General features: G+C 67.2%; 24 protein-coding genes and 1 pseudogene. 14 read left to right on the top strand and 11 right to left on the bottom strand.

The features are described 5' to 3' along the window. Positions 1 to 39 precede the first annotated feature (39 nt). The 4 genes from G6N59_RS12765 to G6N59_RS12750 form a co-directional block, all read right to left on the bottom strand. Positions 40 to 501 carry a VOC family protein gene (locus tag G6N59_RS12765; RefSeq protein WP_138232626.1) on the bottom strand — a complete coding sequence of 154 codons (462 nt, stop codon included), beginning with the start codon at positions 499 to 501 and terminating at the stop codon, positions 40 to 42. A 35-nt stretch (positions 502 to 536) separates the two neighbouring features. Then, a complete protein-coding gene (locus G6N59_RS12760; protein WP_138232625.1) occupies positions 537 to 1,019 on the bottom strand; it encodes an SRPBCC family protein in 483 nt (160 codons plus the stop codon). Next, a complete protein-coding gene (locus tag G6N59_RS12755; RefSeq protein ID WP_138232624.1) occupies positions 1,016 to 1,420 on the bottom strand; it encodes an ArsR/SmtB family transcription factor in 405 nt (134 codons plus the stop codon). The genes G6N59_RS12760 and G6N59_RS12755 overlap by 4 nt, the downstream gene beginning before the upstream one ends. Positions 1,421 to 1,738: 318 nt before the next feature. Beyond that, positions 1,739 to 3,331, bottom strand: a complete 1,593-nt coding sequence (locus G6N59_RS12750) for a Na+/H+ antiporter (RefSeq protein WP_138232623.1) — start codon at positions 3,329 to 3,331, stop codon at positions 1,739 to 1,741. A 58-nt stretch (positions 3,332 to 3,389) separates the two neighbouring features. Here G6N59_RS12750 and G6N59_RS12745 point away from each other — a divergent pair, with 58 nt between their 5' ends. From G6N59_RS12745 to G6N59_RS12720, 6 genes are read left to right on the top strand one after another with little or no spacing between them, the layout of a single operon-like run. Next, a complete protein-coding gene (locus G6N59_RS12745; protein WP_138232701.1) occupies positions 3,390 to 3,698 on the top strand; it encodes a UBP-type zinc finger domain-containing protein in 309 nt (102 codons plus the stop codon). Between the two features lie 45 nt (positions 3,699 to 3,743). Continuing rightward, positions 3,744 to 4,865 carry an ATP-grasp domain-containing protein gene (locus G6N59_RS12740; RefSeq protein WP_138232622.1) on the top strand — a complete coding sequence of 374 codons (1,122 nt, stop codon included), beginning with the start codon at positions 3,744 to 3,746 and terminating at the stop codon, positions 4,863 to 4,865. Positions 4,866 to 4,867: 2 nt separating this feature from the next. After that, a complete protein-coding gene (locus tag G6N59_RS12735) occupies positions 4,868 to 5,317 on the top strand; it encodes an Rv0361 family membrane protein (protein WP_138232621.1) in 450 nt (149 codons plus the stop codon). Positions 5,318 to 5,337: 20 nt separating this feature from the next. Beyond that, positions 5,338 to 5,751 carry a rhodanese-like domain-containing protein gene (locus G6N59_RS12730; protein WP_138232620.1) on the top strand — a complete coding sequence of 138 codons (414 nt, stop codon included), beginning with the start codon at positions 5,338 to 5,340 and terminating at the stop codon, positions 5,749 to 5,751. Positions 5,752 to 5,756: 5 nt separating this feature from the next. Then, the gene (locus G6N59_RS12725; RefSeq protein WP_138232700.1) at positions 5,757 to 6,971 is read left to right on the top strand and encodes an O-succinylhomoserine sulfhydrylase; all 1,215 of its coding nucleotides are present in this window, start codon (positions 5,757 to 5,759) and stop codon (positions 6,969 to 6,971) included. An 8-nt stretch (positions 6,972 to 6,979) separates the two neighbouring features. After that, on the top strand, positions 6,980 to 7,372 hold the full coding sequence (locus tag G6N59_RS12720; RefSeq protein ID WP_138232619.1) for a hypothetical protein: 393 nt from the start codon (positions 6,980 to 6,982) through the stop codon (positions 7,370 to 7,372). A gap of 204 nt (positions 7,373 to 7,576) precedes the next feature. On the opposite strand, the gene G6N59_RS12715 is transcribed toward G6N59_RS12720, so the two are convergent. Both G6N59_RS12715 and G6N59_RS12710 read right to left on the bottom strand, forming a co-directional pair. Further along, positions 7,577 to 7,795: a nuclear transport factor 2 family protein gene (locus G6N59_RS12715; RefSeq protein ID WP_234884414.1), complete on the bottom strand. Its 219-nt coding sequence runs from the start codon at positions 7,793 to 7,795 to the stop codon at positions 7,577 to 7,579. After that, the gene (locus G6N59_RS12710; RefSeq protein ID WP_138232617.1) at positions 7,782 to 8,495 is read right to left on the bottom strand and encodes an SDR family NAD(P)-dependent oxidoreductase; all 714 of its coding nucleotides are present in this window, start codon (positions 8,493 to 8,495) and stop codon (positions 7,782 to 7,784) included. The genes G6N59_RS12715 and G6N59_RS12710 overlap by 14 nt, the downstream gene beginning before the upstream one ends. Before the next feature lie 119 nt (positions 8,496 to 8,614). Between G6N59_RS12710 and G6N59_RS12705 the strand changes: the two genes are divergently transcribed. Then, positions 8,615 to 9,541 carry a LysR family transcriptional regulator gene (locus tag G6N59_RS12705; protein WP_138232616.1) on the top strand — a complete coding sequence of 309 codons (927 nt, stop codon included), beginning with the start codon at positions 8,615 to 8,617 and terminating at the stop codon, positions 9,539 to 9,541. 39 nt (positions 9,542 to 9,580) lie between these two features. Here G6N59_RS12705 and G6N59_RS12700 read toward each other — a convergent pair. Together G6N59_RS12700 and G6N59_RS12695 are read right to left on the bottom strand one after the other, a co-directional pair. After that, positions 9,581 to 10,498: pseudogene (locus G6N59_RS12700) on the bottom strand (YbfB/YjiJ family MFS transporter); the annotation flags it as partial. Between the two features lie 182 nt (positions 10,499 to 10,680). Next, on the bottom strand, positions 10,681 to 11,535 hold the full coding sequence (locus G6N59_RS12695) for an SDR family oxidoreductase (protein WP_138232615.1): 855 nt from the start codon (positions 11,533 to 11,535) through the stop codon (positions 10,681 to 10,683). A 75-nt stretch (positions 11,536 to 11,610) separates the two neighbouring features. Here G6N59_RS12695 and G6N59_RS12690 point away from each other — a divergent pair, with 75 nt between their 5' ends. From G6N59_RS12690 to G6N59_RS12680, 3 genes are read left to right on the top strand one after another with little or no spacing between them, the layout of a single operon-like run. Further along, entirely contained in the window at positions 11,611 to 12,819 is a 1,209-nt protein-coding gene (locus G6N59_RS12690; RefSeq protein ID WP_138232614.1) for an FAD-dependent oxidoreductase, read from the top strand. A gap of 12 nt (positions 12,820 to 12,831) precedes the next feature. Further along, positions 12,832 to 13,347, top strand: coding sequence for a GNAT family N-acetyltransferase (locus tag G6N59_RS12685; protein WP_234884413.1), 516 nt, complete (start codon positions 12,832 to 12,834; stop codon positions 13,345 to 13,347). A 50-nt stretch (positions 13,348 to 13,397) separates the two neighbouring features. Further along, positions 13,398 to 13,715 carry a hypothetical protein gene (locus G6N59_RS12680; RefSeq protein WP_138232613.1) on the top strand — a complete coding sequence of 106 codons (318 nt, stop codon included), beginning with the start codon at positions 13,398 to 13,400 and terminating at the stop codon, positions 13,713 to 13,715. A gap of 27 nt (positions 13,716 to 13,742) precedes the next feature. Here the strand turns inward: G6N59_RS12680 and G6N59_RS12675 are convergent, their stop codons facing one another. Continuing rightward, positions 13,743 to 14,492 carry an MBL fold metallo-hydrolase gene (locus G6N59_RS12675; protein ID WP_138232612.1) on the bottom strand — a complete coding sequence of 250 codons (750 nt, stop codon included), beginning with the start codon at positions 14,490 to 14,492 and terminating at the stop codon, positions 13,743 to 13,745. 127 nt (positions 14,493 to 14,619) lie between these two features. Here G6N59_RS12675 and fgd point away from each other — a divergent pair, with 127 nt between their 5' ends. From fgd to G6N59_RS12655, 4 genes are all read left to right on the top strand, one after another. Then, entirely contained in the window at positions 14,620 to 15,630 is a 1,011-nt protein-coding gene (gene fgd / locus G6N59_RS12670) for a glucose-6-phosphate dehydrogenase (coenzyme-F420) (RefSeq protein WP_138232611.1), read from the top strand. Positions 15,631 to 15,659: 29 nt separating this feature from the next. Continuing rightward, positions 15,660 to 17,729 (top strand): phosphate acetyltransferase, encoded by a 2,070-nt coding sequence (gene pta / locus G6N59_RS12665; RefSeq protein ID WP_138232610.1) that lies wholly within the window; start codon positions 15,660 to 15,662, stop codon positions 17,727 to 17,729. Continuing rightward, positions 17,726 to 18,850, top strand: a complete 1,125-nt coding sequence (locus G6N59_RS12660; RefSeq protein WP_138232609.1) for an acetate kinase — start codon at positions 17,726 to 17,728, stop codon at positions 18,848 to 18,850. The genes pta and G6N59_RS12660 overlap by 4 nt, the downstream gene beginning before the upstream one ends. 81 nt (positions 18,851 to 18,931) lie before the next feature. Further along, on the top strand, positions 18,932 to 19,813 hold the full coding sequence (locus G6N59_RS12655) for a cytochrome c oxidase assembly protein (protein ID WP_407665886.1): 882 nt from the start codon (positions 18,932 to 18,934) through the stop codon (positions 19,811 to 19,813). A gap of 233 nt (positions 19,814 to 20,046) precedes the next feature. Here the strand turns inward: G6N59_RS12655 and G6N59_RS12650 are convergent, their stop codons facing one another. Together G6N59_RS12650 and G6N59_RS12645 are read right to left on the bottom strand one after the other, a co-directional pair. Next, on the bottom strand, positions 20,047 to 22,320 hold the full coding sequence (locus tag G6N59_RS12650; protein WP_138232697.1) for a serine/threonine-protein kinase PknG: 2,274 nt from the start codon (positions 22,318 to 22,320) through the stop codon (positions 20,047 to 20,049). Then, positions 22,320 to 23,273: a glutamate ABC transporter substrate-binding protein gene (locus G6N59_RS12645; protein WP_163911285.1), complete on the bottom strand. Its 954-nt coding sequence runs from the start codon at positions 23,271 to 23,273 to the stop codon at positions 22,320 to 22,322. Before G6N59_RS12645 ends, G6N59_RS12650 begins: the two co-directional genes overlap by 1 nt. Positions 23,274 to 23,280: the final 7 nt, after the last annotated feature.

Genomic DNA, 23,280 nt, shown 5'->3' with positions numbered 1-23,280 from the left:
CACTTTCCACGATAGCGCGATCTCCGCGGCCGGGTTTGTTCAGGCGTTCTCCAACTCGGCGATCACGATCTTCTTCTGCCGCATCATCGTCTGGACCTGTTCGGGCCGGCCCAGCAGTTGGTCCATGTTGGACGGGATGATCTGCCAGCTGATCCCGAATCGATCCTTGCACCAACCACATTGCTCGGATTCGGGCACGTGCGAGAGCTTGGACCAGTACCCGTCGATCTCGTCCTGGTCGGCGCATTGGATCACGAACGAGATGGATTCGTTGAAGGTGAACATCGGTCCGCCGTCGAGACAGACGAAATCGACGCCGTTCAGACTGAACCGGCCGTTCAGTACCTTGCCCGACATGCCCGCGAAATGTTCGTCGAGGGCCGCGTCGGGGTACTCCTCGATCGAGATGATCCGGGAGTCCGGAAACACCTCGACGTAGTACTCCATGGCTTCGCGCGCCTGGTTGTTGAACCAGAGGCAGGGCTGGATGGCTTTCGGCATGTCGTTTCCCTTGTCTTTCAGTAGTTTTCGTTTGATCAGGCCAGGAGCGCGTCGATCTGTCCGAGGGCGCCGGTCATGCCCTCGACCATGCCCATCGCGGTCACCTTCTCGAGTTGTTCCAGATCGGTGAACCGGGCGACGATTGTCATGCGGGTGCCGCCGTCGATCGCGTCGAAGGACACTTCGAGGCGCATGGTGGGCATCTCGGGGTCGGGCTCGCCGTCGGGCCTCGAGAAGCCGTCTTCGAAGAGAAGTCGGTTCGGTGCGTCGACTTCGAGCGTGGTCCACCAGCCCGGTGCGATCTCGCCCTCGGGCCCCGTCATGTGGTACCGCGACTGACCGCTCGGCGTGAGCTCGTGCCGGGTGAAGGTGGCCGGCCAGGTTGGCGGACCCCACCAGCGTTCCAGCTGCCGCGGGTCTTCCCATACCTGCCAGACCCGCGCGGGCGGGGCGGCGAACTCCGCCACGAAGGTCATGGTGAGAGCTTGCGGGTCGGTGGCGCTGCTGATCACCGTCATCGGTGGTCCTTTCGATTGTGAGGTGTTGTGCGGCTTGATGTTTCAGCTGGTGGGTAACCGTCTTCGGCGAGGATCGCCTCAATGGTCGCGGCGCGGTCGTGCCAGAGCGCCGCGTAGCGCTCCAGGAGCACGCCCGCCCGGTGCAGCGTCTCGGGCACCGCACGGACGAGTTGTTCCCGGCCGCGGCGCTCTTTATGCACCAAGGCGGCTCCGGCCAGAACCGCGACGTGCTTCTGCACCGCGGCGAAGCTCATGTCGTAACCGCGGGCGAGTGCGCTCACCGACTGGTCGCTGCGCATCGTGCGGGCCACGATGTCGCGGCGCGTGGCGTCCGCCAATGCGTGAAAAATCCGGTCGATCTCCGCATCGGTGAACGCCTCAGGGAAAGTATCTACAACCATTTGGTTGTAGATTAGGCCGGCGCGATTGTGGCGTCAAGAGCCCACGGTTCGAACGCCCGCGTGGAGGCCGCGAAGGCGTTGATCCTGAATCTGCGGCGCACTTTTGCGAGTACGTTGCGCCCGCGCTGCAGTCTCAACCCCGATCCGTGTTCCGACTGCGCCGAGCCTGACTGGGTGGCGGGAAAGCAGCGAGGAATTCGCCATGCGGTCAGGTTCGCGGTGCGAACCTGAGGCAAGACTCGACCAGATTGATGAATTGGTCGCTGCCCGGCCGTTTTCGCAGCCATTTCGTCGATCTCGGCGGGCGCGTCGGCCACACTATTCGCGGTTGAGCGCCGCTTCTTCCAGATCCAGGCCGTGCAACACCGACCGCAGCACCTCGTCGTCGATGTTTCCGGCGTCGCGCTCGGCGATGAACGTCGCGCGCTCGGCCGCCAGCATCTCCAGTCGCAGCCGGCGCATGGCCGACGCCGGGCTTTCGCCGATGTCGTCGTCACTGCGGCCCAGTCGTTCCCACACGGCATTGCGGCGACGGTCGTTCCAGTTCTGCAGGATCTCTCCGACGTGCTGCTGGGCGCTGGAATTGCTACTGCGGGCCAATAATTCGTCGAGTCGGTCGGCGGCGGCCGCGGCCGCGCGGCTCGATGCCGCGGCCTGCTCCAACGCATCCTGATGCGCCTGGGCTTCGCTGCGGACGTCCAGCATGCGGATCAGCCACGGCAGCGTCAGGCCGTGCAGCAGCAGCGTCCCGATCACGACGACGAACGTCAGGAACACCAGCTGCGGCCGCCCCGGGAACGGCGCGCCGCTCAGTGTCACCAGAGGCACACCGAACGCCGCGGCGAGTGACACGACGCCGCGCATGCCCGCCCAGGCCACGATGAACACCTGCGACGGCGTCGGCCGGGGTTCTCGTTCCCGGATGCCGCGGGACAGGACCCGCGGGGTGTAGGCCATGACGTACACCCAGACGATGCGGACACCGATCACCGTGGCCAGTACCGCGGCTGATGCCACGGCCAGGGTGACCGCGCGGATACCGGTCAGCTCGTCGACGACCGTCGGCAGCTGCAGGCCGATCATCAGGAACGCGAAGGACTCCAGCACCAGCTGGATCGATTTCCACACCGCGTCGTCCTGCAGGCGGGTGGCGTAGGACGCGCGGGTTGCGCGCTGGCCGAGCAGCAGTGCGGCGACCACCACCGCGATCACGCCGGAGCCGTGCACCTCTTCGGCCAGCCAGTAGATGAAATACGGTGCGACCAGCCCGATGGCGCTCTCCACCAGGGGATCGTCCAGCCAGGTCCGGATGAACTCGATCAGCCAGCCGATCAGTCCGCCGATCACGATCCCGCCCGCCGCGGCGAGCGCGAAGGTGCCCAGCGCGCCCTGCCACGTCGCCGCCGCGCCGACGGCCGCGGCCAGCGCGACCTTGTATGCGGTGAGCGCCGTGGCGTCATTCAGCAGGCTCTCGCCGCCGAGCAGCGTCATGATCTGGCGGGGCAGTCCCAGCCGGCGGCCGATGGCCGCGGCGGATACCGCGTCGGGCGGCGCCACGATCGCGCCCAGGGTGAGGGCTGCGGCCACCGTCAGCTCCGGGACGGTGTGGAACGCGACGAATCCGACGGCCAGCGTGGTGGCCAACGGCAGCCCGACCGCGAGCATCCCGATGGGGCGGACGTTCTTGCGCAGGGCCAGGTAACTGCTCTCCAGCCCGGCCGACCACAGCAGCGGCGGCAGCACCACGAACATGACCAACTGCGGCTGCATCTCGATGGCGGGCACGCCGGGAATCAGCCCGACGGCGAGTCCCGCGACAACGAGTCCCAGCGGCGCGGAGACGTCGTATCGGCGGGCCAGCGCGGCCAACAACACCGAGGCCACCAGCACTGCCAGCAGTGGGGCACCCATGTCCTCAAACCTCCTCGGTCAGCCGGCCCTATCCTTGTTCAACATGCTGGGGAAATGGATGCAGTCACGGGCAACGCGTCCGCATGAAGAAAATTCCCCGACCACCTGCACGCACCTCGCCGACGCGGTCGGTCGAGCTGAACCGGAGCCGCAGACGCCCGGGCGCTGTGGTGACTGTGCGGCACTTGGGGAGGATACGTGGGCGCACCTCCGGATGTGCCTGACCTGCGGACAGGTCGGTTGTTGCGATTCGAGTCCGCACCAACACGCGAATGAGCATTACCGCCGCACCGGGCATCCGGTGATGCGGTCGGTCGAGCCGGGGGAGAGCTGGCGATGGTGCTACGTCGACATCAGATTGGGTTAAAGGGGCGAGCGAAGCGACGGGAAGGCAGATGAGTTGGTGGACCGCATGACCGTTCTCGTACTCGGCACCGGTGAGCTGAGCAGTGAACTGGTGCAGTCCTTCCAGCGGCTGGGGACGTGGTCGACCGCGGTGCCCGTGCCCACCGGGGCGGCGGCACTGCGGGCCGTGATCGACCGGCACACGCCGCAACTGGTGGTGGTCCAGTGCCCGGCCGCGGATCTCGGCGCCGATGTCGTGGCGGCGTTGGCCGCGCTCGACGACGTCGCCGTGTTCCCGACCCCGGGTGCCCTGCGCCTGGCGTCCGATCGTGAGGCGCTGCGCACCTTGGCGGCCGACGAGCTGGGACTGCCCACGGCGCCGTTCTGGTTCGCCGGATCGGTCGACGAGCTCACCGCGGTCGCCGAGCACGCCGGGCTGCCGCTCACGGTGACGCCGGCCGCTAACACCGACGGTGCCGGCCGTTCGGTGCTGTCCCGTCTCGAGGACGTCGACGTCGCCTGGCACCGTGCGGTGGCCGCGGGCGGAGATCGGGTGATGGCAGAGGCAGCCGTCGACGTGGCCGCCGAGTTCACCGTGCTGACCGTGCGGACCCAGGGCCCGGCCGGTCCGGTGGTGCAGTTCTGCGAACCGATCGGTCACCGTCGCGAGAACGGTGGCCCCCTGGAGTTGTGGCAGCCGCATCAGCTGTCGGACTCGGCGCTGGACGCGGCCCGCTCTATCGCCGCGCGCATCGCGGGCAAGCTCGGTGGCACGGGGCTGTTCACGGTCGACCTGCTGCTGGGCGCCGATGCGGATCCGGCCGCGGGCGCCGAGGAGGTGTACTTCGCGACGGTCCACTCGGTGCTGACCGGCGCCGGCTTCGTGACGACACGGTCGCAGCGCCTCTCGCAGTTCGATCTGCACGCCCGGGCGATCCTCGGCCTGCCGGTCGACACCATCATGATTTCGCCGGCGGCCGGTGAGGTCAGCCGCCCGTCGGCGGATAAGGCCGCGGTCTCGCGCGCACTGCCCGATGCGCTGGCCGTCGCCGAGAGCGACGTCCGGCTCTCCGGCGAGGTGTGCGTGGCACTGGCGACGGCGCCGGACGTGGTGCGGGCACGCGACCGCGCGCATCAGGTGGCCGCGGCGCTCAACCAAACGGCGGCGATCAACCAGGCAGGGAAGTGACCATGACCGAATCGGAATCGCACCCCCGCCAGACGCTGGGCCCGTTCCTGGCCGCGCTGGCGGTCATCGTGGTCCTCGTGGTCATCGTCGCCGTGCTGAATGCGATCGGGGTGTTCGGCCGCAATGATCCGACGCCGGAGCAGCTGGTGCGTACCGCGGTCGTCGGCCAGAACGACGGCCTGCAGCGCAAGGACTACGCGCGCTTTTCGACGTACACCTGCAAGGCGCAGGTCGGTACCGAGGCGGATGTGCTTGGCAAGCAAGAAGTTTCGGCGGCCAAGAACGGGCAGCGCTATGTCGACGAGGTCCGGGACATCAAGTTCGACGGCCAGAAGGCCACCGCCGTGCTGGTGTACCACTTCGACAAGACGCCGGACCAGAAGCCCACAGCGCCGGTGGTGCTGGTGAATGAGGATGGCGGATGGAAGGTGTGCTCGCCGGTCCCGAGCTAGTTTGTGACAGACTCGCATCCGTGAGCTACGCGGGAGATATCACGCCGCAGCAGGCCTGGGACCTGCTCAGCGAGAACCCCGAGGCGGTGCTCGTCGACTGCCGGACCGACGCCGAATGGCGTTGGGTGGGAGTGCCTGACATCTCCAGCCTCGGACGTGACGTTGTGTACATCGAATGGGTGTCTGGCGACGGTAAGCGCAACACCGGCTTCGTCGAGGACCTGCTGGCGGCCGGCGTGACGCCGGGCGACCGGCCGGTGGTGTTCCTGTGTCGTTCGGGCAACCGGTCCATCGGCGCCGCCGAGGCAGCGACCGCGGCGGGTATCGGCCCGTCGTACAACGTGCTCGACGGCTTCGAGGGCAATCTCGACGACCAGCGGCACCGTGGTGGCAGCGGCTGGCGCGCCATCGGCTTGCCGTGGGTGCAGTCGTGAGGGGCGTGAACGCCGACGGTGTCCCCTCGGTCCGGGTTCCCGCACCGCTGCCGGACGGCGTCAGCCAGGCGACCATCGGCGTGCGCGGCGGCCTGCTGCGGTCCGAGTTCGAGGAGACCGCCGAGGCGATGTTCCTGACCTCGGGGTACGTCTACGAGTCGGCGGCGGCCGCGGAGCAGGCGTTCACCGGCGAGATCGACCGCTACGTGTACTCGCGCTACGGCAACCCGACCATCCAGATGTTCGAGGAACGGCTGCGGCTCATCGAAGGCGCGCCCGCCTGTTTCGCGACGGCAACCGGCATGGCGGCGGTGTTCACCGCGCTGGGTGCGCTGCTCGCCGCGGGCGACCGGCTGGTTGCGGCGCGCAGCCTGTTCGGTTCCTGCTTCGTGGTCTGCAACGAGATTCTGCCGCGCTGGGGTGTGGAGACCGTCTTCGTCGACGGTGACGACCTCTCGCAGTGGGAGGAAGCGCTGTCGGTCCCCACCACCGCGGTGTTCTTCGAGACGCCGTCCAATCCGATGCAGTCGCTGGTGGACATCGCCGCGGTCTCCGAGTTGGCGCATGCGGCCGGGGCAAAAGTGGTGCTGGACAATGTCTTCGCGACGCCGCTGTTGCAGCAGGGCATGGAGTTGGGTGCCGACGTCGTCGTGTACTCGGGCACCAAGCACATCGATGGCCAGGGCCGGGTGCTCGGCGGTGCGATCCTGGGGGACAAGGAGTACATCTCCGGTCCGGTGCAGCAGCTGATGCGGCACACGGGTCCGGCGATGAGTGCATTCAACGCCTGGACGATGCTGAAAGGCCTTGAGACGCTCGCTATTCGGGTCGACTATTCGAACCGTTCGGCGCAGCGGGTGGCGGAGTTCCTCGAAGGTGTGCGCGGCGTGAACTGGGTGAAATATCCGTTCCTGCAGTCACATCCGCAGCATGATCTGGCCAAGCGGCAGATGCGCGGCGGCGGCACCGTCGTCACCTTCGAGCTCGATGGCGGCAAGGACCGGGCGTTCGAGGTGCTCGACAAGCTGCAGGTCATCGATATTTCCAACAACCTGGGTGATTCCAAGACGCTGATCACCCACCCGGCCACCACCACGCACCGCGCCATGGGGCCCGAGGGCCGGGCCGCGATCGGCCTGGGCGACGGTGTGGTGCGGATTTCCGTGGGGCTCGAGGGCACTGAAGATCTTGTGGCTGATCTCGACCAGGCGCTGGGCTAGGGGACCTGATGTCCAAGCAGACCGCGGCCAAGAAGGCCCGTCGGAAGAAGCGGCAGGCCACCCGCGATGCCAACTGGCTGCCTGACGAGGTGCATGCCGAAGTCGAGGCTGTCGGGCGGATCGCGGGCGAAATCCTGCCGCGCGGTTGGGTATTCGATTCGGAGTACTCCAACGACGAGTATCTGATCTGGTATTACCCGCCGTCGGGTTTCGAGTCCACCGAGGACGACCCGCGGGAACTGGTGACCAGGATCTGGGTCGCCGATCCGGACCAGCCGCAACTGATCCTCGTCGGCACCGAAGAGGACGGCGCGATCTACCGTTTCACCGTCGAGCAGTTGATGGCGAACCTGGATGTGATCGAGGCGTACCGCGTCGGAGATCCCGCGCCGCAGTTCTGATTTCGCCCGTCAGCTGTCATCTGGTTCGCATTCCTTCGACTGTGGAGAGCGGACCTACGCCGAGCGTGCAGCTTTCGTCGCTCGAACCGTGGATTCCGTCCAAAAAGCTGCACATTCGACGTAGTGCTCCGGGGGAGTACGCATGTTCGCCGTGTGCCGGTACCTGGAGTTGTGATGGCGTAGGCGCCCCGAGTCTGCGACGTGTTAGGTCGGCGACACTTGGTAGTGCGGGTAGTCGACCGTCAGGCCGGCCGGCTGGGACTCGTAGTAGGCGAACACCCCTTGCCGTCCCACACTGTGGGGCCGAAGGCCTTGGAATATCGCGTCGTCGGTGAACACCGCGGCGACCTGGTCGAGCCGGTGGGCGGCGATGCCCGCCTGCCACCGGTCCAGGACCTCACGAATCACTTCAATGCCCGGCACTCTGACCACCGTCCACATGCAGGATTTCACCGGTCACGAACGTGGCGTTCTCCAGGTACAGCACCGCGTCGACGACATCGGAGATGTCGCCCATGTGGCCGACCGGGTGCAGCGCCGACAGGAATTCGTGGGTCTCCGGTGCGTGCATCGGGGTGCGGATGATGCCCAAAGCGACTGCGTTGGCGCGGATTCCGCGGCTGCCGTATTCGATGGCGAGGGCCTTGGTCGCCGCGTTGAGGCCGCCCTTGGTCAGCGACGCCAGGGCCGACGGCACCTGCGAGTTGGCATGGTCGACCAGGCTGGTGGAGATGGTGACGACGTGGCCGCCGTCGCCCTGCGCCTCCATGGTCCTGATGGCGGCCCGGGTCAGCTCGAAGAACCCGCGGGAATTCACCCCGGTGACGGCGTCGTAGTCCGCGTCGGTGTAGTCGGTGAACGGCTTGGCGATGAAGATGCCGGCGTTGTTGACCACGGCGTCGACGCGCCCGAAGCGCTCGACAGCGGCGTCGACCAAGCGCTGGCCCACACCCGGCTGGGCGATGTCGCCCGCGACGCCCCGGACCATCGGGTCATTGCTCGCCGCGATGGTGCGGGAGTTGGCGACGACGGCGTAGCCCAGCTTGCGGTAGCCGGCGACCAGGGCTTCGCCGATGCCCTGGGAGGCGCCGGTGATGATCGCGACGCGAGGTGTGGTGCTCATCGGAGTGTCCTTTCGGTTGAGGTCGATGCACTCCACAACCTCGGCCGGCCGGCGACCATGCCCCTGCCGCGCGATTTATTTGCTTCTTGCTGAGAGGCTCTGCCTACTACGCTGCTGACATGGAACTACGGCAGCTGCGGTACTTCGTCGCCGTTGCCGATGAGCTGAATTTCGGCCGCGCCGCCGACCGTCTGCACATCGCCGGGCCGTCCCTGTCGCAGCAGATCAAGGCGCTCGAACGTGATCTCAAGGTGGATCTGTTCGATCGTGACCGCCGGTCGGTGCGCCTCACTGCCGCGGGCGCGTCGCTGTTGCCCCACGCGCGGGCGCTGGTGGCCCAGGCTGACGAATTCCGCAGGCGGGCAATCGGTCTGTCGAACTCCGAGCCCATTCGAATCGGCTATGTCAACTGGTGCCCGACCGACCTCGCGGAACGGGCGGCCGGCGTCGCGCAGTTGCGCGTCGACACCTGGGTGATGCCGTCGCACGCGCAGGCGGCGCGGGTGGCCGAGGGCATCCTCGATCTGGCCATCTGCTGGGTGCAGACCGCTGATCTGGACGCGTTGTCGTTGGAGTCACGGCTGATGGGGGTGGACCGGCTGTTCGCCTTGTGTGTCGGTCCTGACGACTCGCCTGTGCAGGCGAAAGACACTCTGGTGTTGGTGGATTCGGACACGGCGAGTTGGGAGTCGTGGAACCGCTACGGCGAGCAGTTCGCCGCGGACACCGGCGCCCGGGTGATGCGTACCGATGACGGTGGGGTCACGGGGCCGACGTTCTTCGAACACGTCCGGCAGCTGGGACGGCCGGTGCTCAACAATCCCCGCGGGCAGACGGATGTCCTGCCGCGAGACCTGGTGCGCCGTCCGGTGATTCAGCCGGTACCGCTGTGGACGTGGTCACTGGTGTGGCGACGGGGAGAAGACAATCCTGCCGTTCATGCCGTCGTCGACGCGCTCACCCGTGACGTCGCCGCCGTCGGTACTGACGACGCGTGGCTGCCGCCCACTGATCCACATCAGCAGCGCGGCCAGGGCGGCGAGTAGCACGACGGCCGCACCGGCGAGCAGGGCCTGCTGAAACCCGTTGTGCAGCAGGGGTGCCACTGCGACCGGTCCGACGATCTGGCCCACCGAATAGCCCGTCGTCAGCAGCGCGACGGCGCCCGGGAACTGCAACGCCCGCCCGGCGGCCAGGGCCAGGGTGCTGATGCCGATGAAGGTACCGCCGAACAGGATTGCGCCGGCGAGGGCCGCGATGCTGTTTCCGGTTCCGGCCCAGGCAATCCCGGCAGCCTGCAGCAACAGCGCGGCGACCAGCAATGCGGAATACGAGAAGCGACCGGTGAACCGCGCCCACAGCGCAGCCGACGGTGCCGCCGCCAGGCCGACCAACAGCCACACGGCGCTGCCGAGTCCGCCCGGTGACTGCTGCGTGACGGCGGCGACCAGGAATGTGCCCGCGATGATGTAGCCGACGCCTTCGAGGGTGTAGCTGGTCATCAGCATGATCAGCGGTCCGCGCGCATTGGCCTGCCCGGCAGAGGCTTTCGACGTCTCGTCGGGGACTCCAGGGCGCATGAACCAGGCGAAGACGCTGAGCAGCGCAGCCAGCGCGGTGGCGGCCCACCACGCGCCCTGCCAATCGTTGCCGGCCGGCAGGGCCGCCGACAACGCGATGCCGATACCGACGCCGCTGAATGCCCAGCCGGCATGGTGGGCCGGATGGCCGTGATCCAAGAGGGTGTTGACGGCGATCACGAAGACCAGCGCACTGGCGATCCCGGCGATCAACCGCAGGATGCCCCATTCGATGACGTTGGTACTCAGCGCCATTGCCGCGAGGCTCGCGATGAGCATGACCAGAGACGCCCGGCAGGCGGTCACGGAACGAGCGAGCCGCGGTGAGGCGGTGGCGCCCAGTGCGCCGATCAGGTAGCCGACGTAGTTGGCCGTCGCCAGTTGCCCTGCGGCCTGCGCGGTGAGACCGGCGTGGGCGGTCATCAAGGGGAGGATCGGTGTGTAGGCGAACCGGCCGATGCCCATCGCCGCGGCCAGGGCTGCCGCGGCGCGGGCGATCGAGAGCCAGGCGGCGTTGGGCATGCCCGATGGTGCGTGGCACGGGCGTTGCCGGCCACGACCTATCTCCTTGTAGCTGAAAGGAATTACCTCACAGTGCGGCGCGCTCAGTCCTTCTCGATGACGCCCTGCGCGGTCCGGGCCCGATCCTCGTAGCTCTTCCGCTTGGCGGCGTCGAACTCCAGGAATACCTTGTCAAGCCCGAGTAGCTTGTTCATCGCCCGCCGGCCCTTGGGTGGCAGCATCTGGGCGGCCTGCGCGGTGAACCGCAGCGGCGGCGGCACCGACACGTGGGTCTTGGGCTTGTCGAGCGTCTTGATGATCGCCGCGGCGATATCTTCGGGCTCGACCGGCTTGATGGCGCCGCTGGACTTGGTACCTGAGATCAGCTCGGTATTGGTGAACGGCGGCATGATCACCGAGACGTTGACACCATGCGGGGCCATCTCGTCGGCCAGCGCGGTGGACAGGCCGACGACGGCGTACTTCGCGCCGACATACACCACCTGGCCGGGCAGCGGGATGAGGCCTGACAGTGAGGCGATGTTGATGACGTGACCGCTGCGGCGCCGCACCATCTCGGGAAGCGCAAGCTGGCAGCCGGTCAGTACGCCATACACGTTGACCTCGAGGGACGACCGGATCGACTGTTCCGTCTCCTTCAGGAACGGGCCGACCGGCATGACGCCGGCATTGTTGATCAGCACGTCGAGGTGGCCGGCGCCGTCACTGCGGGCCTTGTCGAGGAAGACCTCGAAGGATTCCCGGTCGGTGACGTCCAGCGGGTACCCGGTGACCTGGCCGAGTTTGACGAGGTCGGCGACCGCGGATTCGAGTACTGCGACGTCGCGGTCACCGATGACGACCCGCGCGCCGCGGGCGAGAAGGGCCTTGGCGGTGGCGTAGCCGATGCCCCGGGCGGCCCCGGTGATTGCGATTGTCTTGCCGCGGATGTTGTCCATGGCGGCAAACTTTACACGTGTCAAGTTTTGAATTGAAGCCCCGATTTGGCTACCCCGACCGACTACTGTCGGGGCATGACGCGCGCGCTGCGGACTCAAGTTTGTGTAGCCGGTGGTGGGCCCGCGGGTCTGGTACACGCCCTGCTGCTGGCCCGGGCCGGGATCAACGTCGTCGTGCTGGAGAAGCACAACGACTTTCTGCGGGACTTTCGCGGCGACACCGTGCACCCCACCACGTTGCGCATCATGCACGAGTTGGGGTTCATCGATGAGTTCCTGAAGCTGCGGCACACCAAGATCAACCGCGTGTGCATGGATGCCGACGGCACCATCCGGACCTTCGGAAGCTTCGGCGCCCTGCGGCTGTTGCGTTTCCCCGAGCCGTACATCGCGCTCATGCCGCAGTGGGACTTCCTGGACTTTCTCGCCGAAAAGGCAGCCGACTACCCGGAATTCACGCTGATCCGCAATGCCGAGGTGACCGACCTGATCACCGAGGGTGGCCGGGTGGTCGGCGTGCGCACGCCCGAGTTGGAGGTGCGTGCGGACCTGGTTGTGGCCGCTGACGGCCGCAAGTCTGCAGTGCGCGATGCGGCGGGTCTGCCGATGGCGAGCGTCCACAGCCCTATGGACGTGTTGTGGTTCCGGCTGGGCTGGCGCCCCGGCGATCCGCAGGAACTGTTCGGGATCATCCGCAAGGGACTGCTGATGGCGATGATCTATCGCGGCGACTACTGGCAGGTCGCGTACCTCATGCCCAAGGGGGCCAATCCGCGGGGCGGGTCACTCGAAGACTTCAAGGCACGGCTGGTGTCGGTCCGGCCGCAGCTTCGCGAGCATGTCGAGGATCTGAAGTCCTGGGATGACACCAGTCAGCTCGATGTGCGCGTGGACCGGCTCAAGACGTGGTGGCGGCCCGGGCTGCTGTGCATCGGCGACGCCGCTCACGCGATGTCGCCGGCCGGCGGCGTCGGCATCAACCTGGCAGTGGCCGACGCTGTCGCCGCCGCCAACATCTTGTGCGGCCCGCTGCGCAACGGCCTGCTCGCCGACGCCGACCTGGCCAAGGTGCAGCGCCGCCGCGAATTGCCGACCCGCATCATCCAGGCCGGCCAGGTGCTGGTTCAGGACCGGGTGGTCGAACCCAACCTGGCCGGTGACCTGTCACCGATCACGGTGCCGTCTTTCGTGGGAAAGGGCCCGCTGCAATACATCCCGCCGCTGCTTGTCGGCCGCGGCTTCCGTCCCGAACACGTGCGCACACCAGACGTGCACGCCCGATGATCGACTCGATCCGTGACTGACTCCGCCCTGGCGTTCGTGGCCGTCGCTCCGGACGACCCGCTGGCCGGCCCGTTGCTGACCGAGCTCGCCGTCGAGTACGCGACGCGCTACGACAGCACTCCGGCGGCTGTCAGTGCCTGGTTGCGGGACTATCCGGCCGCGGAGTTCGAACCGCCGGTCGGGGCCATGGTGATCGGACTGCGTGACGGTGTGCCGGTCACCGGCGGGGCATTCCGCCGCTTCGATGCGGAAACCGCTGAACTGAAACGGATTTGGACTGATTCTGGTTCCCGCCGGCGGGGATACGCACGGGCGCTGCTGATTGAGCTGGAGGCGCGCATTGTCGACGCCGGCTATCGGCGTATCTACCTGACCACCGGCCACCGGCAACCCGAGGCCGAGGCGCTGTACCAGGCAACCGGGTATCAACGCATGGCGCAGCCGCTGCCGGCCGAAGGTGAGGTCTACCCCATAGCTTTCGTCAAGGACATTGCGGCATTCGAGCTGTCCGAGCCGTCCGCTGGCTGACAGGCTGCTGAATCGGAGTCGTTCGGACCGCCCGGTGGATACGCTTATGTGTGCTTTCCGGTTGGACCGTCGGGTGTCTGCTGCTCGTGGCCGCGGTGATCGTGCTGGCCACGGGTATGGTCACGCGGGCCCGCTTCGGCCGGATGTCCGAGGACAATCCCCACCGGCTCCGGGCGCGCACCGTGCGGTGGTCCGCTTTCGGGCGGGTTTTCTACGGCCCGGTCAACCGTGATGCCCAGGGCAACAACATCTTTGACGACGAAGAGCTCGACCACATGTTCTTCCTCCCGGCCGTCGTCGTGGCGGGCGGTCTGGTGCTGGCCGGGCTGTTCGTGCTGTTCCTGGAGCTGGTCAAACACAGCGTCTGACACCGGCGCCGTTACTGCGCCGTTTGTTCAGCTCCGCTGAAGTGCCAGCTCGGCGGCCTCCCGGACCGGCCCGCGCCACGCAGGTCCGTGGCCTGGCAGCAGCACCTGGGTGTCCAGCAGGCCGAGCGCGGACAGGCTCCGTTCGCATGCCGCCTGGTCGTGGTTGAACATCTGCGGCAGCAGCTGAGGGCCGCCCTTGGTGAGTACCGGGTGCCCGGTGATCATGGCGTCGCCGGCCACCAGCACGTCGCCGAACACGTAGGAGCAGTGTCCGCCGGTGTGTCCCGGGCTCGGGATCAGCTGCGGGCTGCCCGGCAGTGTGGCCGCGACGTCCTTGGTGAGCGCCTGCGCGGTGGGGATGCCCTCGCGCACCAGCGCGCCCTTGCCGACGATGGTCGCCGACCAGGCCAGGTACCGCGGGTTCCAGGCCCGCGTCAGCAGGTCGGTCGGTGAAACCTGTTCCAGATACTCGCGTTTGGCATGGCCGACTTCGGCGCCGTGGCAGAACACCGGCGTGCCATGGGTTTTCGCGAACCAGATCGCCGCACCGAGGTGGTCGACGTGAGCGTGCGTGAGCAGAATCGCCCGCACGTCGCCGGCCTCGAAGCCCAGGTCACGCAGGGAACGGAGGACGTCGTCGCGCTGGCCCGGGAAGCCGGCGTCGATCAGGATCACCCCGCTGTCATCGCTGACCAGGGTCCAGTTCACCAGGTCGGTCTGGGCGAAGTGAACATTGACTCCGAGACTCTCCGCGATCGCGCTCAGGGCTGCCACCATGAGGCGAGTGTAGGCAGAGTAGAAAAGTAGGTGCATGCGGACGCGAGGAGCAATTCGGCGAATGCGGACGCGAAGAGCAATGACGCGAAGAGCAATGTCGTAGCAGCGACGAACAGGAACGGGACTCATGGCTGAACTCAGGCTCGGATACAAGGCGTCGGCGGAGCAGTTCGCCCCGCGGGAACTCGTCGAGCTGGCGGTGGCCGCCGAAGCGGCGGGTATGGACAGCGCCACCGTCAGTGATCATTTCCAGCCATGGCGCCATACCGGTGGCCATGCACCGTTTTCCCTGGCCTGGATGACCGCGGTGGGCGAGCGCACCGAGCGGCTGATCCTGGGCACCTCGGTGCTGACTCCGACGTTCCGCTACAACCCGGCGGTCATCGCGCAGGCGTTCGCGACCATGGGCTGCCTGTACCCGGATCGGATCTTCCTGGGCATCGGCACCGGGGAGGCGCTCAACGAGATCGCCACTGGTTATGAAGGCGAATGGCCCGAGTTCAAGGAGCGCTACGCCCGGCTGCGGGAGTCGGTGCGCCTGATGCGTGAGTTGTGGCTCGGTGACCGCGTCGACTTCGAAGGCGAGTACTACAAGACCAAGGGCGCCTCGATCTACGACGTCCCCGAGGGTGGCATCCCGATCTACATCGCCGCGGGTGGGCCGCAGGTGGCCAAGTACGCCGGCCGTGCCGGTGATGGTTTCATCTGCACTTCGGGCAAGGGCGAGGAGCTGTACAAGGACAAGCTGATCCCCGCCATGCGCGAGGGTGCCGAGGCGGCGGGTAAGAACCCCGACGACGTCGACCGGATGATCGAGATCAAGATCTCGTACGACCCGGATCCCGAACTGGCTCTGGAGAACACCCGGTTCTGGGCGCCGCTGTCGCTGACGGCCGAGCAGAAGCATTCGATCGACGACCCGATCGAGATGGAAGCGGCCGCCGACGCGCTGCCCATCGAGCAGGTCGCCAAGCGCTGGATCGTGGCTTCCGACCCGGACGAAGCCGTCGAGAAGGTCAAGCAGTACGTCGACTGGGGCCTGAACCACCTGGTGTTCCACGACCCGCGGCAGGACCAGCGCCGCTTCCTGGAGCTGTTCAAGACCGATCTTGAGCCTCGGCTGCGCAAGCTGGCCTGATGAACGTCGTGGCTCGGTAGGCTGTCGCCGTGCCCGACGCAACCGCGATCTACATCGCCTCACCTGAAGGCGACACCGGCAAGTCGACCATCGCGCTAGGGCTGTTGCACCGGCTGGCGGCCACGGTCGCCAGGGTCGGGGTGTTCCGGCCGATAACGCGCGCCGGCGACGGTCCCGACTACATCCTCGAGATGCTGCTGACCCATAACACCGCGGGTCTGGAGTACGACGACTGCGTGGGTGTCACGTACCAGCAGCTGCACGAAGACACGGATGCGGCGATCGCCGACATCGTCGACCGGTACCACCGTGTCGCCGACAGGTGCGATGCCGTGGTGATCGTGGGCAGTGACTACACCGATGTCGCCTCGCCGACCGAACTGTCGGTGAACGCGCGCATCGCGGTGAATCTGGGTGCGCCGGTGCTGCTTTCGGTGCGGGGCGCGGACCGCACCCCCGACGAGGTCGCCCATGTCGTGGAGCTGTGTCTGGCGGAGCTGGCGGTCCAGCACGCGCACACCGCCGCAGTGGTGGCCAACCGGTGCGCGCCTGATGAATTGGCCGCGGTCGCTGCTGCTTTGGCGCGGTTCGCGCCGAAAAGCTATGTGCTGCCCGAGGAACCGTTGCTCTCGGCGCCGTCGGTGGCCGAGCTGCGCGACGCGGTGCACGGCACGGTGCTCAGCGGTGACGCCGAGCTGCTGAGCCGGGAAGTCATGGGTGTGATGGTCGCAGGTATGACGGCCGAGCACTGCCTCGAGCGTCTCACCGACGCCATGGCCGTCATCACCCCGGGGGACCGGTCGGACGTGGTGCTGGCGATCGCCAGCGCCCATGCGGCAGAAAACTTTCCGTCGATCTCGTGCCTGGTTCTCAACGGTGGCCTGCCGCTACACCCGTCGATCGCGAAGCTGGTCGCGGGCCTCGGGCTGCGGTTACCGATCGTGGCCACCGACTTGGGTACCTACGACACCGCCCGTGCCGCGTCGCTGGCCAAGGGCCGGGTGACGGCCTCCTCGCTTCGTAAGATCGACACCGCGCTGACCTTGATGGATAAGCATGTCGATGTCGCGGATCTGCTTGCCCGGCTTGCGGTTCCGATTCCCACGGTCACCACGCCGCAGATGTTCACCCATCAGCTCCAGGACCGGGCCCGGGCCGACCGGAAGCGCATCGTGTTGCCCGAAGGCGACGATGACCGGATTCTGCGCGCTGCGGGCCGGCTGCTCGCCCGCTCGGTTGCCGATCTCACCATTCTCGGTGACGAGCCGACGGTGCGGGCGCGGGCTGCCGAGCTGGGTCTGGATCTGTCGGCCGCCGTGGTGCTGAATCCACGCACCAGCGAGTTGTCCGACCAGTTCGCGGCGCAGTACGCCGAACTGCGCAAGAAGAAGGGCGTCACTCTCGAACAGGCCCGCGAGATCATCCACGACGTCTCGTACTTCGGCACCATGCTGGTGCACAACAACATGGTCGACGGCATGGTGTCCGGTGCCGCGCACACGACGGCGCACACCGTGCGGCCGGCGTTCGAGATCATCCGTACCGCGCCGGACATCTCGACGGTGTCGAGCATCTTCCTGATGTGCCTGGCGGATCGGGTGCTGGCCTACGGCGACTGCGCGATCGTGCCGGACCCGACGTCCGAGCAGCTCGCCGACATCGCGATCAGCTCGGCGCAGACCGCCGCGCAGTTCGGGATCGAGCCGCGCGTGGCCATGCTGTCCTACTCGACGGGCGATTCGGGGACGGGCGCCGACGTCGACAAGGTCAGGGCAGCAACGGAATTGGTCCGCAAGCGGGCGCCGGAGCTGCTGGTCGAAGGACCCATCCAATACGACGCGGCGGTGGAGCCGTCGGTGGCCGCGACCAAGATGCCGGATTCCCCGGTGGCCGGCCGTGCGACGGTGCTGATCTTCCCGGATCTGAACACCGGCAACAACACGTACAAGGCGGTGCAGCGCAGCGCGGGCGCCATCGCGATCGGCCCGGTGCTGCAGGGCCTGAACAAGCCCGTGAACGACTTGTCCCGCGGCGCGCTCGTCGAGGACATTGTCAACACCGTTGCCATCACGGCGATTCAGGCTCAAGGAGCGAAATGAGCGGGTCCGTACTGGTACTCAACTGCGGCTCATCGTCGGTGAAATACCGATTGGTGCAACCGGCTTCGGGTGAGTCACTGGCCGACGGCGTGATCGAGCGGGTGGACGATTACCCGAGGGCGTTGCAGCAGGTGTTCGATGCGGTGCGGGCCGCCGGAGTGTCGGTCGACCAGATCGCGGCCGTCGGTCACCGCGTCGTGCATGGCGGCCGGCGGTTCTACCGGCCGACCCTGATCGGCGACGAGCTGGTCGCCGAACTCGAGAAACTGGCCCCGCTGGCGCCGCTACACAATCCGCCGGGGCTGATGGGCATCAATGCAGCCCGCAAACTCCTGCCCGACGTACCTCACGTCGCGGTGTTCGACACTGCCTTCTTCCATAACCTGCCCGCGGCCGCCGCCGAGTATGCGATCGACCGGGAGGTCGCCGCGCAGTGGCACATTCGCCGGTACGGCTTTCACGGCACGTCGCACCAGTACGTCAGCGAGCAGGCTGCCCAGTTCCTGGGCCTGCCCCTCGAATCGGTGAATCAGATTGTCCTGCATCTCGGTAACGGCGCATCGGCGTCGGCGATCGCCGGCGGCAGGCCCATCGACACCTCGATGGGCCTGACGCCCATGGAGGGTCTGGTGATGGGCACCCGCTCCGGCGACGTCGACCCCGGCATCATCATGTACCTGTCGCGCGCCGCCGGGATGTCGATCGAGGACATCGACGCCCTGCTGAACCGCCACTCGGGTGTATCGGGATTGGGTGGCGCCACCGATTTCCGCGAGCTGCACACGCGCATGAACGGCGGTGATGAAGCGGCCCAGCTGGCCTACGACGTCTACATCCACCGGCTGCGCAAGTACATCGGCGGCTACCTGGCGCTGTTGGGTGGGGCCGACGTCATCACCTTCACCGCCGGGGTGGGCGAGAACGACGCCGCGGTCCGCCGTGATGCGCTCGCCGGGCTGTTGGCTCTCGGGATCGAGGTCGACGAGGAGCGCAACCTGTCCACGGTGCGCGGAGCCCGGCGGATTTCCACGGATACCTCGCCGGTGACCGTGCTGGTGATCCCCACCAATGAAGAGCTGGCCATCGCGCGGGCCTGCGTCGAGGTCTGCAAGGTTTCCTGAAGGAACCTGCCAGGGTTGGGGCGTAGCTTGCGCCTCGTGCACCCTTTGACCGGGACATTTGACCCTGTGGCTGTGGTGTTGATGCTGCTCGGCATCGGCGCCCTGGTGTGGACCCGTCGGCGCACCCCGGTGACGCGGAGTCAGCTGTGGTGCTTCGGCGTCGCGACCGCGGTGTGGGCGGTATCGACGCTCAGCGCCCTCGCGGTGTACGCGCCGGCGCTGTTCTGGGTGCGCGCGCTACAAGTCTTGCTGTTGCTCTACGTCGTGCCCTTCTTCTTCGCGCTGAGCCGCCCGGTCGCGACGATGCGGGCCGCGATCGGTCCATCGGTGCAGGAGCGCGTCGACGCGGTGCTCAATTCCGCCCCGGCGCGACTGCTCCTGTCGCCTCCGGTGACCTCGGTGCTGATGCTGGCGACGCCGTGGCTGCTGTACCTGACACCGTGGTACGTCGCGTCGATGACGGGGCCGCTCGCCGCCGTGACCCGACTTGTGCTGCTGGGCATCGGCTTTGCCTACTTCTATGCCCGCTTGCAGGTCGACCCGGTGCCGCGGCGTTACCCGCCGCTGCTGTCCATCGGGATCAGCGTGGCCGAGGGCCTCGGCGACGGCATCCTCGGTCTGGTGCTGTGGCTCGGCCCGGTGATCGCCCACGACTACTACGCCGGACTGCACCGTGACTTCGGCCCGAGCATCCGCCAGGACCAGACGTTCGGCGCCGGGATCTTGTGGATTCTGGGTGACGTCCTGGGCGTGCCCTTCATCTTGCTCCTGATGCGGGCGTTGGGTTCTGACGAACGACGCAAGGCGGCGGAGGTCGATGCCGAACTGGACGCCGCGGCAGCCGCTACGGCGTCCCCTGCTGCGCGGGCCGCCTCCGGAGCCGACGCCGAACCGGAGGCCGAGGCGCCCTCCAGCGGCCTGTGGTGGGAAAACGATCCGCAGCTGCGTGACCGCTACCGGTGACCCGGCTCGCTGCGTTGACCGTGCGTCTACGCAGACTGCTACTCGACCTTTTTCTGCGTCAGCGCAATGTCAACTGCCGCAAGGGGTTTGCTAGTCGAGTGCCCAGCGCTCGGACCGCGGAAGCCGCCCGTCACCCTGGAGCCTCCCATCCGGAGGTGACAGCTTCCAGATCGAACTTGTCGCAGGAGAGGCGACACGCCAAGGGGCGACACGCCGTCGAACGGCATACCGAGCTAGAAAGTACTGACCGGCCGCACGTTGTTGGCCAGGTCCACCAGCGCGTAGCGGTGCGCCTTCGTGGGCGCCACCCGGGCCAGCCCGCGTAGGGAGGCCTCCACACCGAGGCGTAGACCGTGTTCGGTGAACGGGAAGCCCAGGATGTGGTTGGTGCTGGCGGTGTGGTCGGCCAGCCAGTCCAGGGCGGTGCCGAGTACCAGCGTCCGGATCTGCAGCACGCGCGGTTCGGTTTCCGGCAACGCCTCCACTCGGCGGGCGGCGTCACGGATTTGGCGTTCGGTGATCTCGGCGGTGGTGGGCGCCGACAGCAGCGTGACGGCGCTGGTCAGTCGGGCCGTGGTGAAATGTCTTGAGGTGGCCGGAACTTCGTCGAGGGTATGAACCGCGGCTTCGCGGTCGCCGGCCAGCGCCTGCACCCGGGCCCGGCCGAAACCGGCTGAGATGATGCCGTTGTCGGTGTTCCACACCGTCTGATAGAAGGCCCGTTCCGCCTCCGATCCGGACAGTTCGGCGGTGGCCGCCAATGCCACCTTGGGCGCCAGTTCGCCCGGCAAGGTGTTGAGAACCTCGGTGAAATCCTTTGTCGCCGCGGCGTAGTCACCGGACAGTAGTTCGCCGACCGCGCGGAACCACACCAGCCGCCAGTGCCAGCCGATCCGGTCGGCCAGGTTCTCCAGCTTCCGGTTGGCCTTGGCGACATCGCCCAGGTCGAGTAGCGCGCGCACTTCCATCAGCGGCAGCTCGACCGACTGCGACAGATCCACCCCTTCTGAATCGAGCGATCCCTCCCGGGCCGCGCGCAACGAATCCAGGGTCTGCACCGGCTGGCTCAGCACGGTCGCCGACAACACCGTCGCGCCGACGTCGGCCGGGTCGACCAACGGCACCTGCAGGGCCCGGACTATCTCTGGTGCGGTGATCTTCTCGGTGTGCACCTGCCCGTCGATGTACACGTCGGTGTGAGCCACCAACATGTTGACGCCGAACGTCGACCGCGACGGGCTGAACACCGAGGACAGGCCGGGCCGCGGCGTTCCGGTGTCCTGCGCGACGACCTCGCGCAGCACGCCGAGCAGCTGCCCGGACATCTCCTCGGCGCTGCCGAACCGCCGGCGCGGGTCCGGATCGATGGCGCGCCGCAGCAGCCGGCCGAACGAATCGTATTGGGCCAGAATCGGATCGTCCTCCGGCAGCCCGTCGACGTAGCGGCCCTTGTCCGTCTTCAGATTCAGGGTCAGCGCCGCGAGCGTGCGGCCGACGGTGTAGATGTCGGTGACGATGGTCGGGCCGGTCCGGACGATCTCCGGCGCCTGGTAACCCGGCGTCCCGTAGAGGAATCCGAACGAATTGATCCGTGACACCGCGCCGAGGTCGATGAGCTTGAGCTGTTCCTCGGTGAACATGATGTTCTCGGGCTTCAGGTCGTTGTAGACCAGTCCGATCGAATGCAGGTAACCGAGTGCCGGCAGGATCTCCAGCATGTAGGCGATGGCTTGGGCCACCGGCAGTTTGGCACCCTTCACCTGCTTGAGCGAGATGCCGCCGACGTACTCCATCACGATGTAGCCGACCGGGTCGCCGTGCTTGTCGGCGTGCTCGACGAAGTTGAAGATCTTCACGATCGCGGGATGCGTGACCTCGGCCAAGAACTGCCGCTCGGCCATGGCGATCGCCTGCGCCTCGGCGTCCCCGGAGTGCACCAGACCTTTGAGCACCACCGGCCGATTGTTGACGTTGGTGTCCAGCGCGAGGTAGATCCAGCCCAGCCCACCGTGGGCGATGCAACCTTTGACCTCGTACTGATCGGCCACCATGGTGCCCGGACTCAGTTGCGGCAGAAACGAATACGCGGCCCCGCAATGCGGGCACGAGCCTTCCGACTGGCCGGGCTCGCCGTCCTTGGACCGGCCGACCGGCTTGCCGCAGGACCAGCAGAACCGTTTGGCTTCGGCCACGACGGGATTGGTCATCAACGCCGCGAGCGGATCCTGGTCCACCACCCGCGGCACCTCCACCAGGCCACCGCCCAGGCGGCGGATGGGGGAGACCCGGGTGGTCGCGGTGACGAGACTGGTGGGGGCCGAATCCCGTTCCGGCGGAACGGGCACCTGAATGCTGGTGGAGTCGTCGAACAGCGGCCGGAACACCGCTTGCGTGCCCATCGGCCGCATCGTGGCCAGCGAATCCCACGTCGTCTCGACAGCCCGGGTGCCGGGGTTGCTGTCGGGACCGGCGTCCACCGGGCCGGTCGTCGCTTCGCTCTCGGGCATCAGTCGCTGTACCTCGGTAACGGCGGGTTCGGCGTCGAGCCCAGTACGGTCAGCCACTTGCGGTACAACGTGTTCCACGTCCCGTCGCGGCGAATGCGCTCCAACGTTCCGTTGACGAAGCGGACCAGCCCGGTGTTGTTCAGGTTGATGCCGATGCCGTACGGCTCCTCGGCCATGTTGGGCCCGACGATGTGCAGGTACGGATCCTGCGCCACCAGGCCGGCCAGGATGGCGTCATCGGTGGACACGGCGTCGGCCTGCCGCTGTTGTAGCGCCACCAGGCAGTCCGCCCAGGTGACCGCCTCGACGAGGATCGGTGGCGGGGTGATGTGCTGCAGCCGCGCCTTCGAGGTGGTGGCCGGCACGACACACACCCGCTTGCCCGAGAGGTCCGCGGGCTTGCGGATGTCGGAGTCCCGGGTGGTCAGAATGCGCTGTTTGGCGGAGAAGTACTCGGCCGAGAAGTTCACCAGCTTGCGGCGCTCGCAGGTGATACTCATGGTCTTCACCACGATATCGACGGTGTTGTGTTGTAGCGCCGAGATCCGGTCGTTGTCCGACAAGATCCGGTACTCGACCTGTGACGGGGTGCCGAAGATGTCGCGCGCCACCTCACCGGCGATGTCGACGTCGAATCCGGTGATCTGGCCCGTGATCGGGTCGCGGAAGGCAAAGAGGTTGCTGCCGATGTCGAGCCCGACGATCAGCCGGCCCCGGTCCTTGATGTTGGTGACGGCTGCCGCCGCGGCCTCGGGTGTCGGGAACGGCCGCAGGCTCGCGGTGCAGTCGGACTTGTCCTCGGGACCCAGGTCGGGCACCGCGGTCTGCACCTGCATGCCGGCGGGGGTGGGCGGCGCGATGGTGATGTTCGGCGGTCCGGCCGCGGGTGGGGCCTCGCCGCAGCCGGCGGCCACCAGCACCGCCACCATCGCCGGGACCAACCGAGAACGCATTGCAAGA

Source organism: Mycolicibacterium aubagnense, assembly GCF_010730955.1.
Lineage (GTDB): Bacteria > Actinomycetota > Actinomycetes > Mycobacteriales > Mycobacteriaceae > Mycobacterium > Mycobacterium aubagnense.
The sequence above is the reverse complement of the archived record's forward strand: the minus strand, read 5'-3'. Positions and strand labels throughout refer to the sequence as shown.

Excerpts from the sequence above, each read along its gene's own strand:
- G6N59_RS12705 (WP_138232616.1), top strand. The coding sequence starts at position 8,615 with ATGGAACTACGGCAGCTGCGGTACTTCGTCGCCGTTGCCGATGAGCTG.
- G6N59_RS12765 (WP_138232626.1), bottom strand. The coding sequence starts at position 501 with ATGCCGAAAGCCATCCAGCCCTGCCTCTGGTTCAACAACCAGGCGCGC.
- G6N59_RS12655 (WP_407665886.1), top strand. The coding sequence starts at position 18,932 with ATGCTGCTCGGCATCGGCGCCCTGGTGTGGACCCGTCGGCGCACCCCG.
- G6N59_RS12735 (WP_138232621.1), top strand. The coding sequence starts at position 4,868 with ATGACCGAATCGGAATCGCACCCCCGCCAGACGCTGGGCCCGTTCCTG.
- G6N59_RS12740 (WP_138232622.1), top strand. The coding sequence starts at position 3,744 with ATGACCGTTCTCGTACTCGGCACCGGTGAGCTGAGCAGTGAACTGGTG.
- G6N59_RS12760 (WP_138232625.1), bottom strand. The coding sequence starts at position 1,019 with ATGACGGTGATCAGCAGCGCCACCGACCCGCAAGCTCTCACCATGACC.
- G6N59_RS12710 (WP_138232617.1), bottom strand. The coding sequence starts at position 8,495 with ATGAGCACCACACCTCGCGTCGCGATCATCACCGGCGCCTCCCAGGGC.
- G6N59_RS12745 (WP_138232701.1), top strand. The coding sequence starts at position 3,390 with ATGCAGTCACGGGCAACGCGTCCGCATGAAGAAAATTCCCCGACCACC.
- G6N59_RS12755 (WP_138232624.1), bottom strand. The coding sequence starts at position 1,420 with ATGGTTGTAGATACTTTCCCTGAGGCGTTCACCGATGCGGAGATCGAC.
- G6N59_RS12695 (WP_138232615.1), bottom strand. The coding sequence starts at position 11,535 with ATGGACAACATCCGCGGCAAGACAATCGCAATCACCGGGGCCGCCCGG.
- G6N59_RS12650 (WP_138232697.1), bottom strand. The coding sequence starts at position 22,320 with ATGCCCGAGAGCGAAGCGACGACCGGCCCGGTGGACGCCGGTCCCGAC.
- G6N59_RS12645 (WP_163911285.1), bottom strand. The coding sequence starts at position 23,273 with ATGCGTTCTCGGTTGGTCCCGGCGATGGTGGCGGTGCTGGTGGCCGCC.
- G6N59_RS12675 (WP_138232612.1), bottom strand. The coding sequence starts at position 14,492 with ATGGTGGCAGCCCTGAGCGCGATCGCGGAGAGTCTCGGAGTCAATGTT.
- G6N59_RS12690 (WP_138232614.1), top strand. The coding sequence starts at position 11,611 with ATGACGCGCGCGCTGCGGACTCAAGTTTGTGTAGCCGGTGGTGGGCCC.
- fgd (WP_138232611.1), top strand. The coding sequence starts at position 14,620 with ATGGCTGAACTCAGGCTCGGATACAAGGCGTCGGCGGAGCAGTTCGCC.
- G6N59_RS12720 (WP_138232619.1), top strand. The coding sequence starts at position 6,980 with ATGTCCAAGCAGACCGCGGCCAAGAAGGCCCGTCGGAAGAAGCGGCAG.
- G6N59_RS12750 (WP_138232623.1), bottom strand. The coding sequence starts at position 3,331 with ATGGGTGCCCCACTGCTGGCAGTGCTGGTGGCCTCGGTGTTGTTGGCC.
- G6N59_RS12660 (WP_138232609.1), top strand. The coding sequence starts at position 17,726 with ATGAGCGGGTCCGTACTGGTACTCAACTGCGGCTCATCGTCGGTGAAA.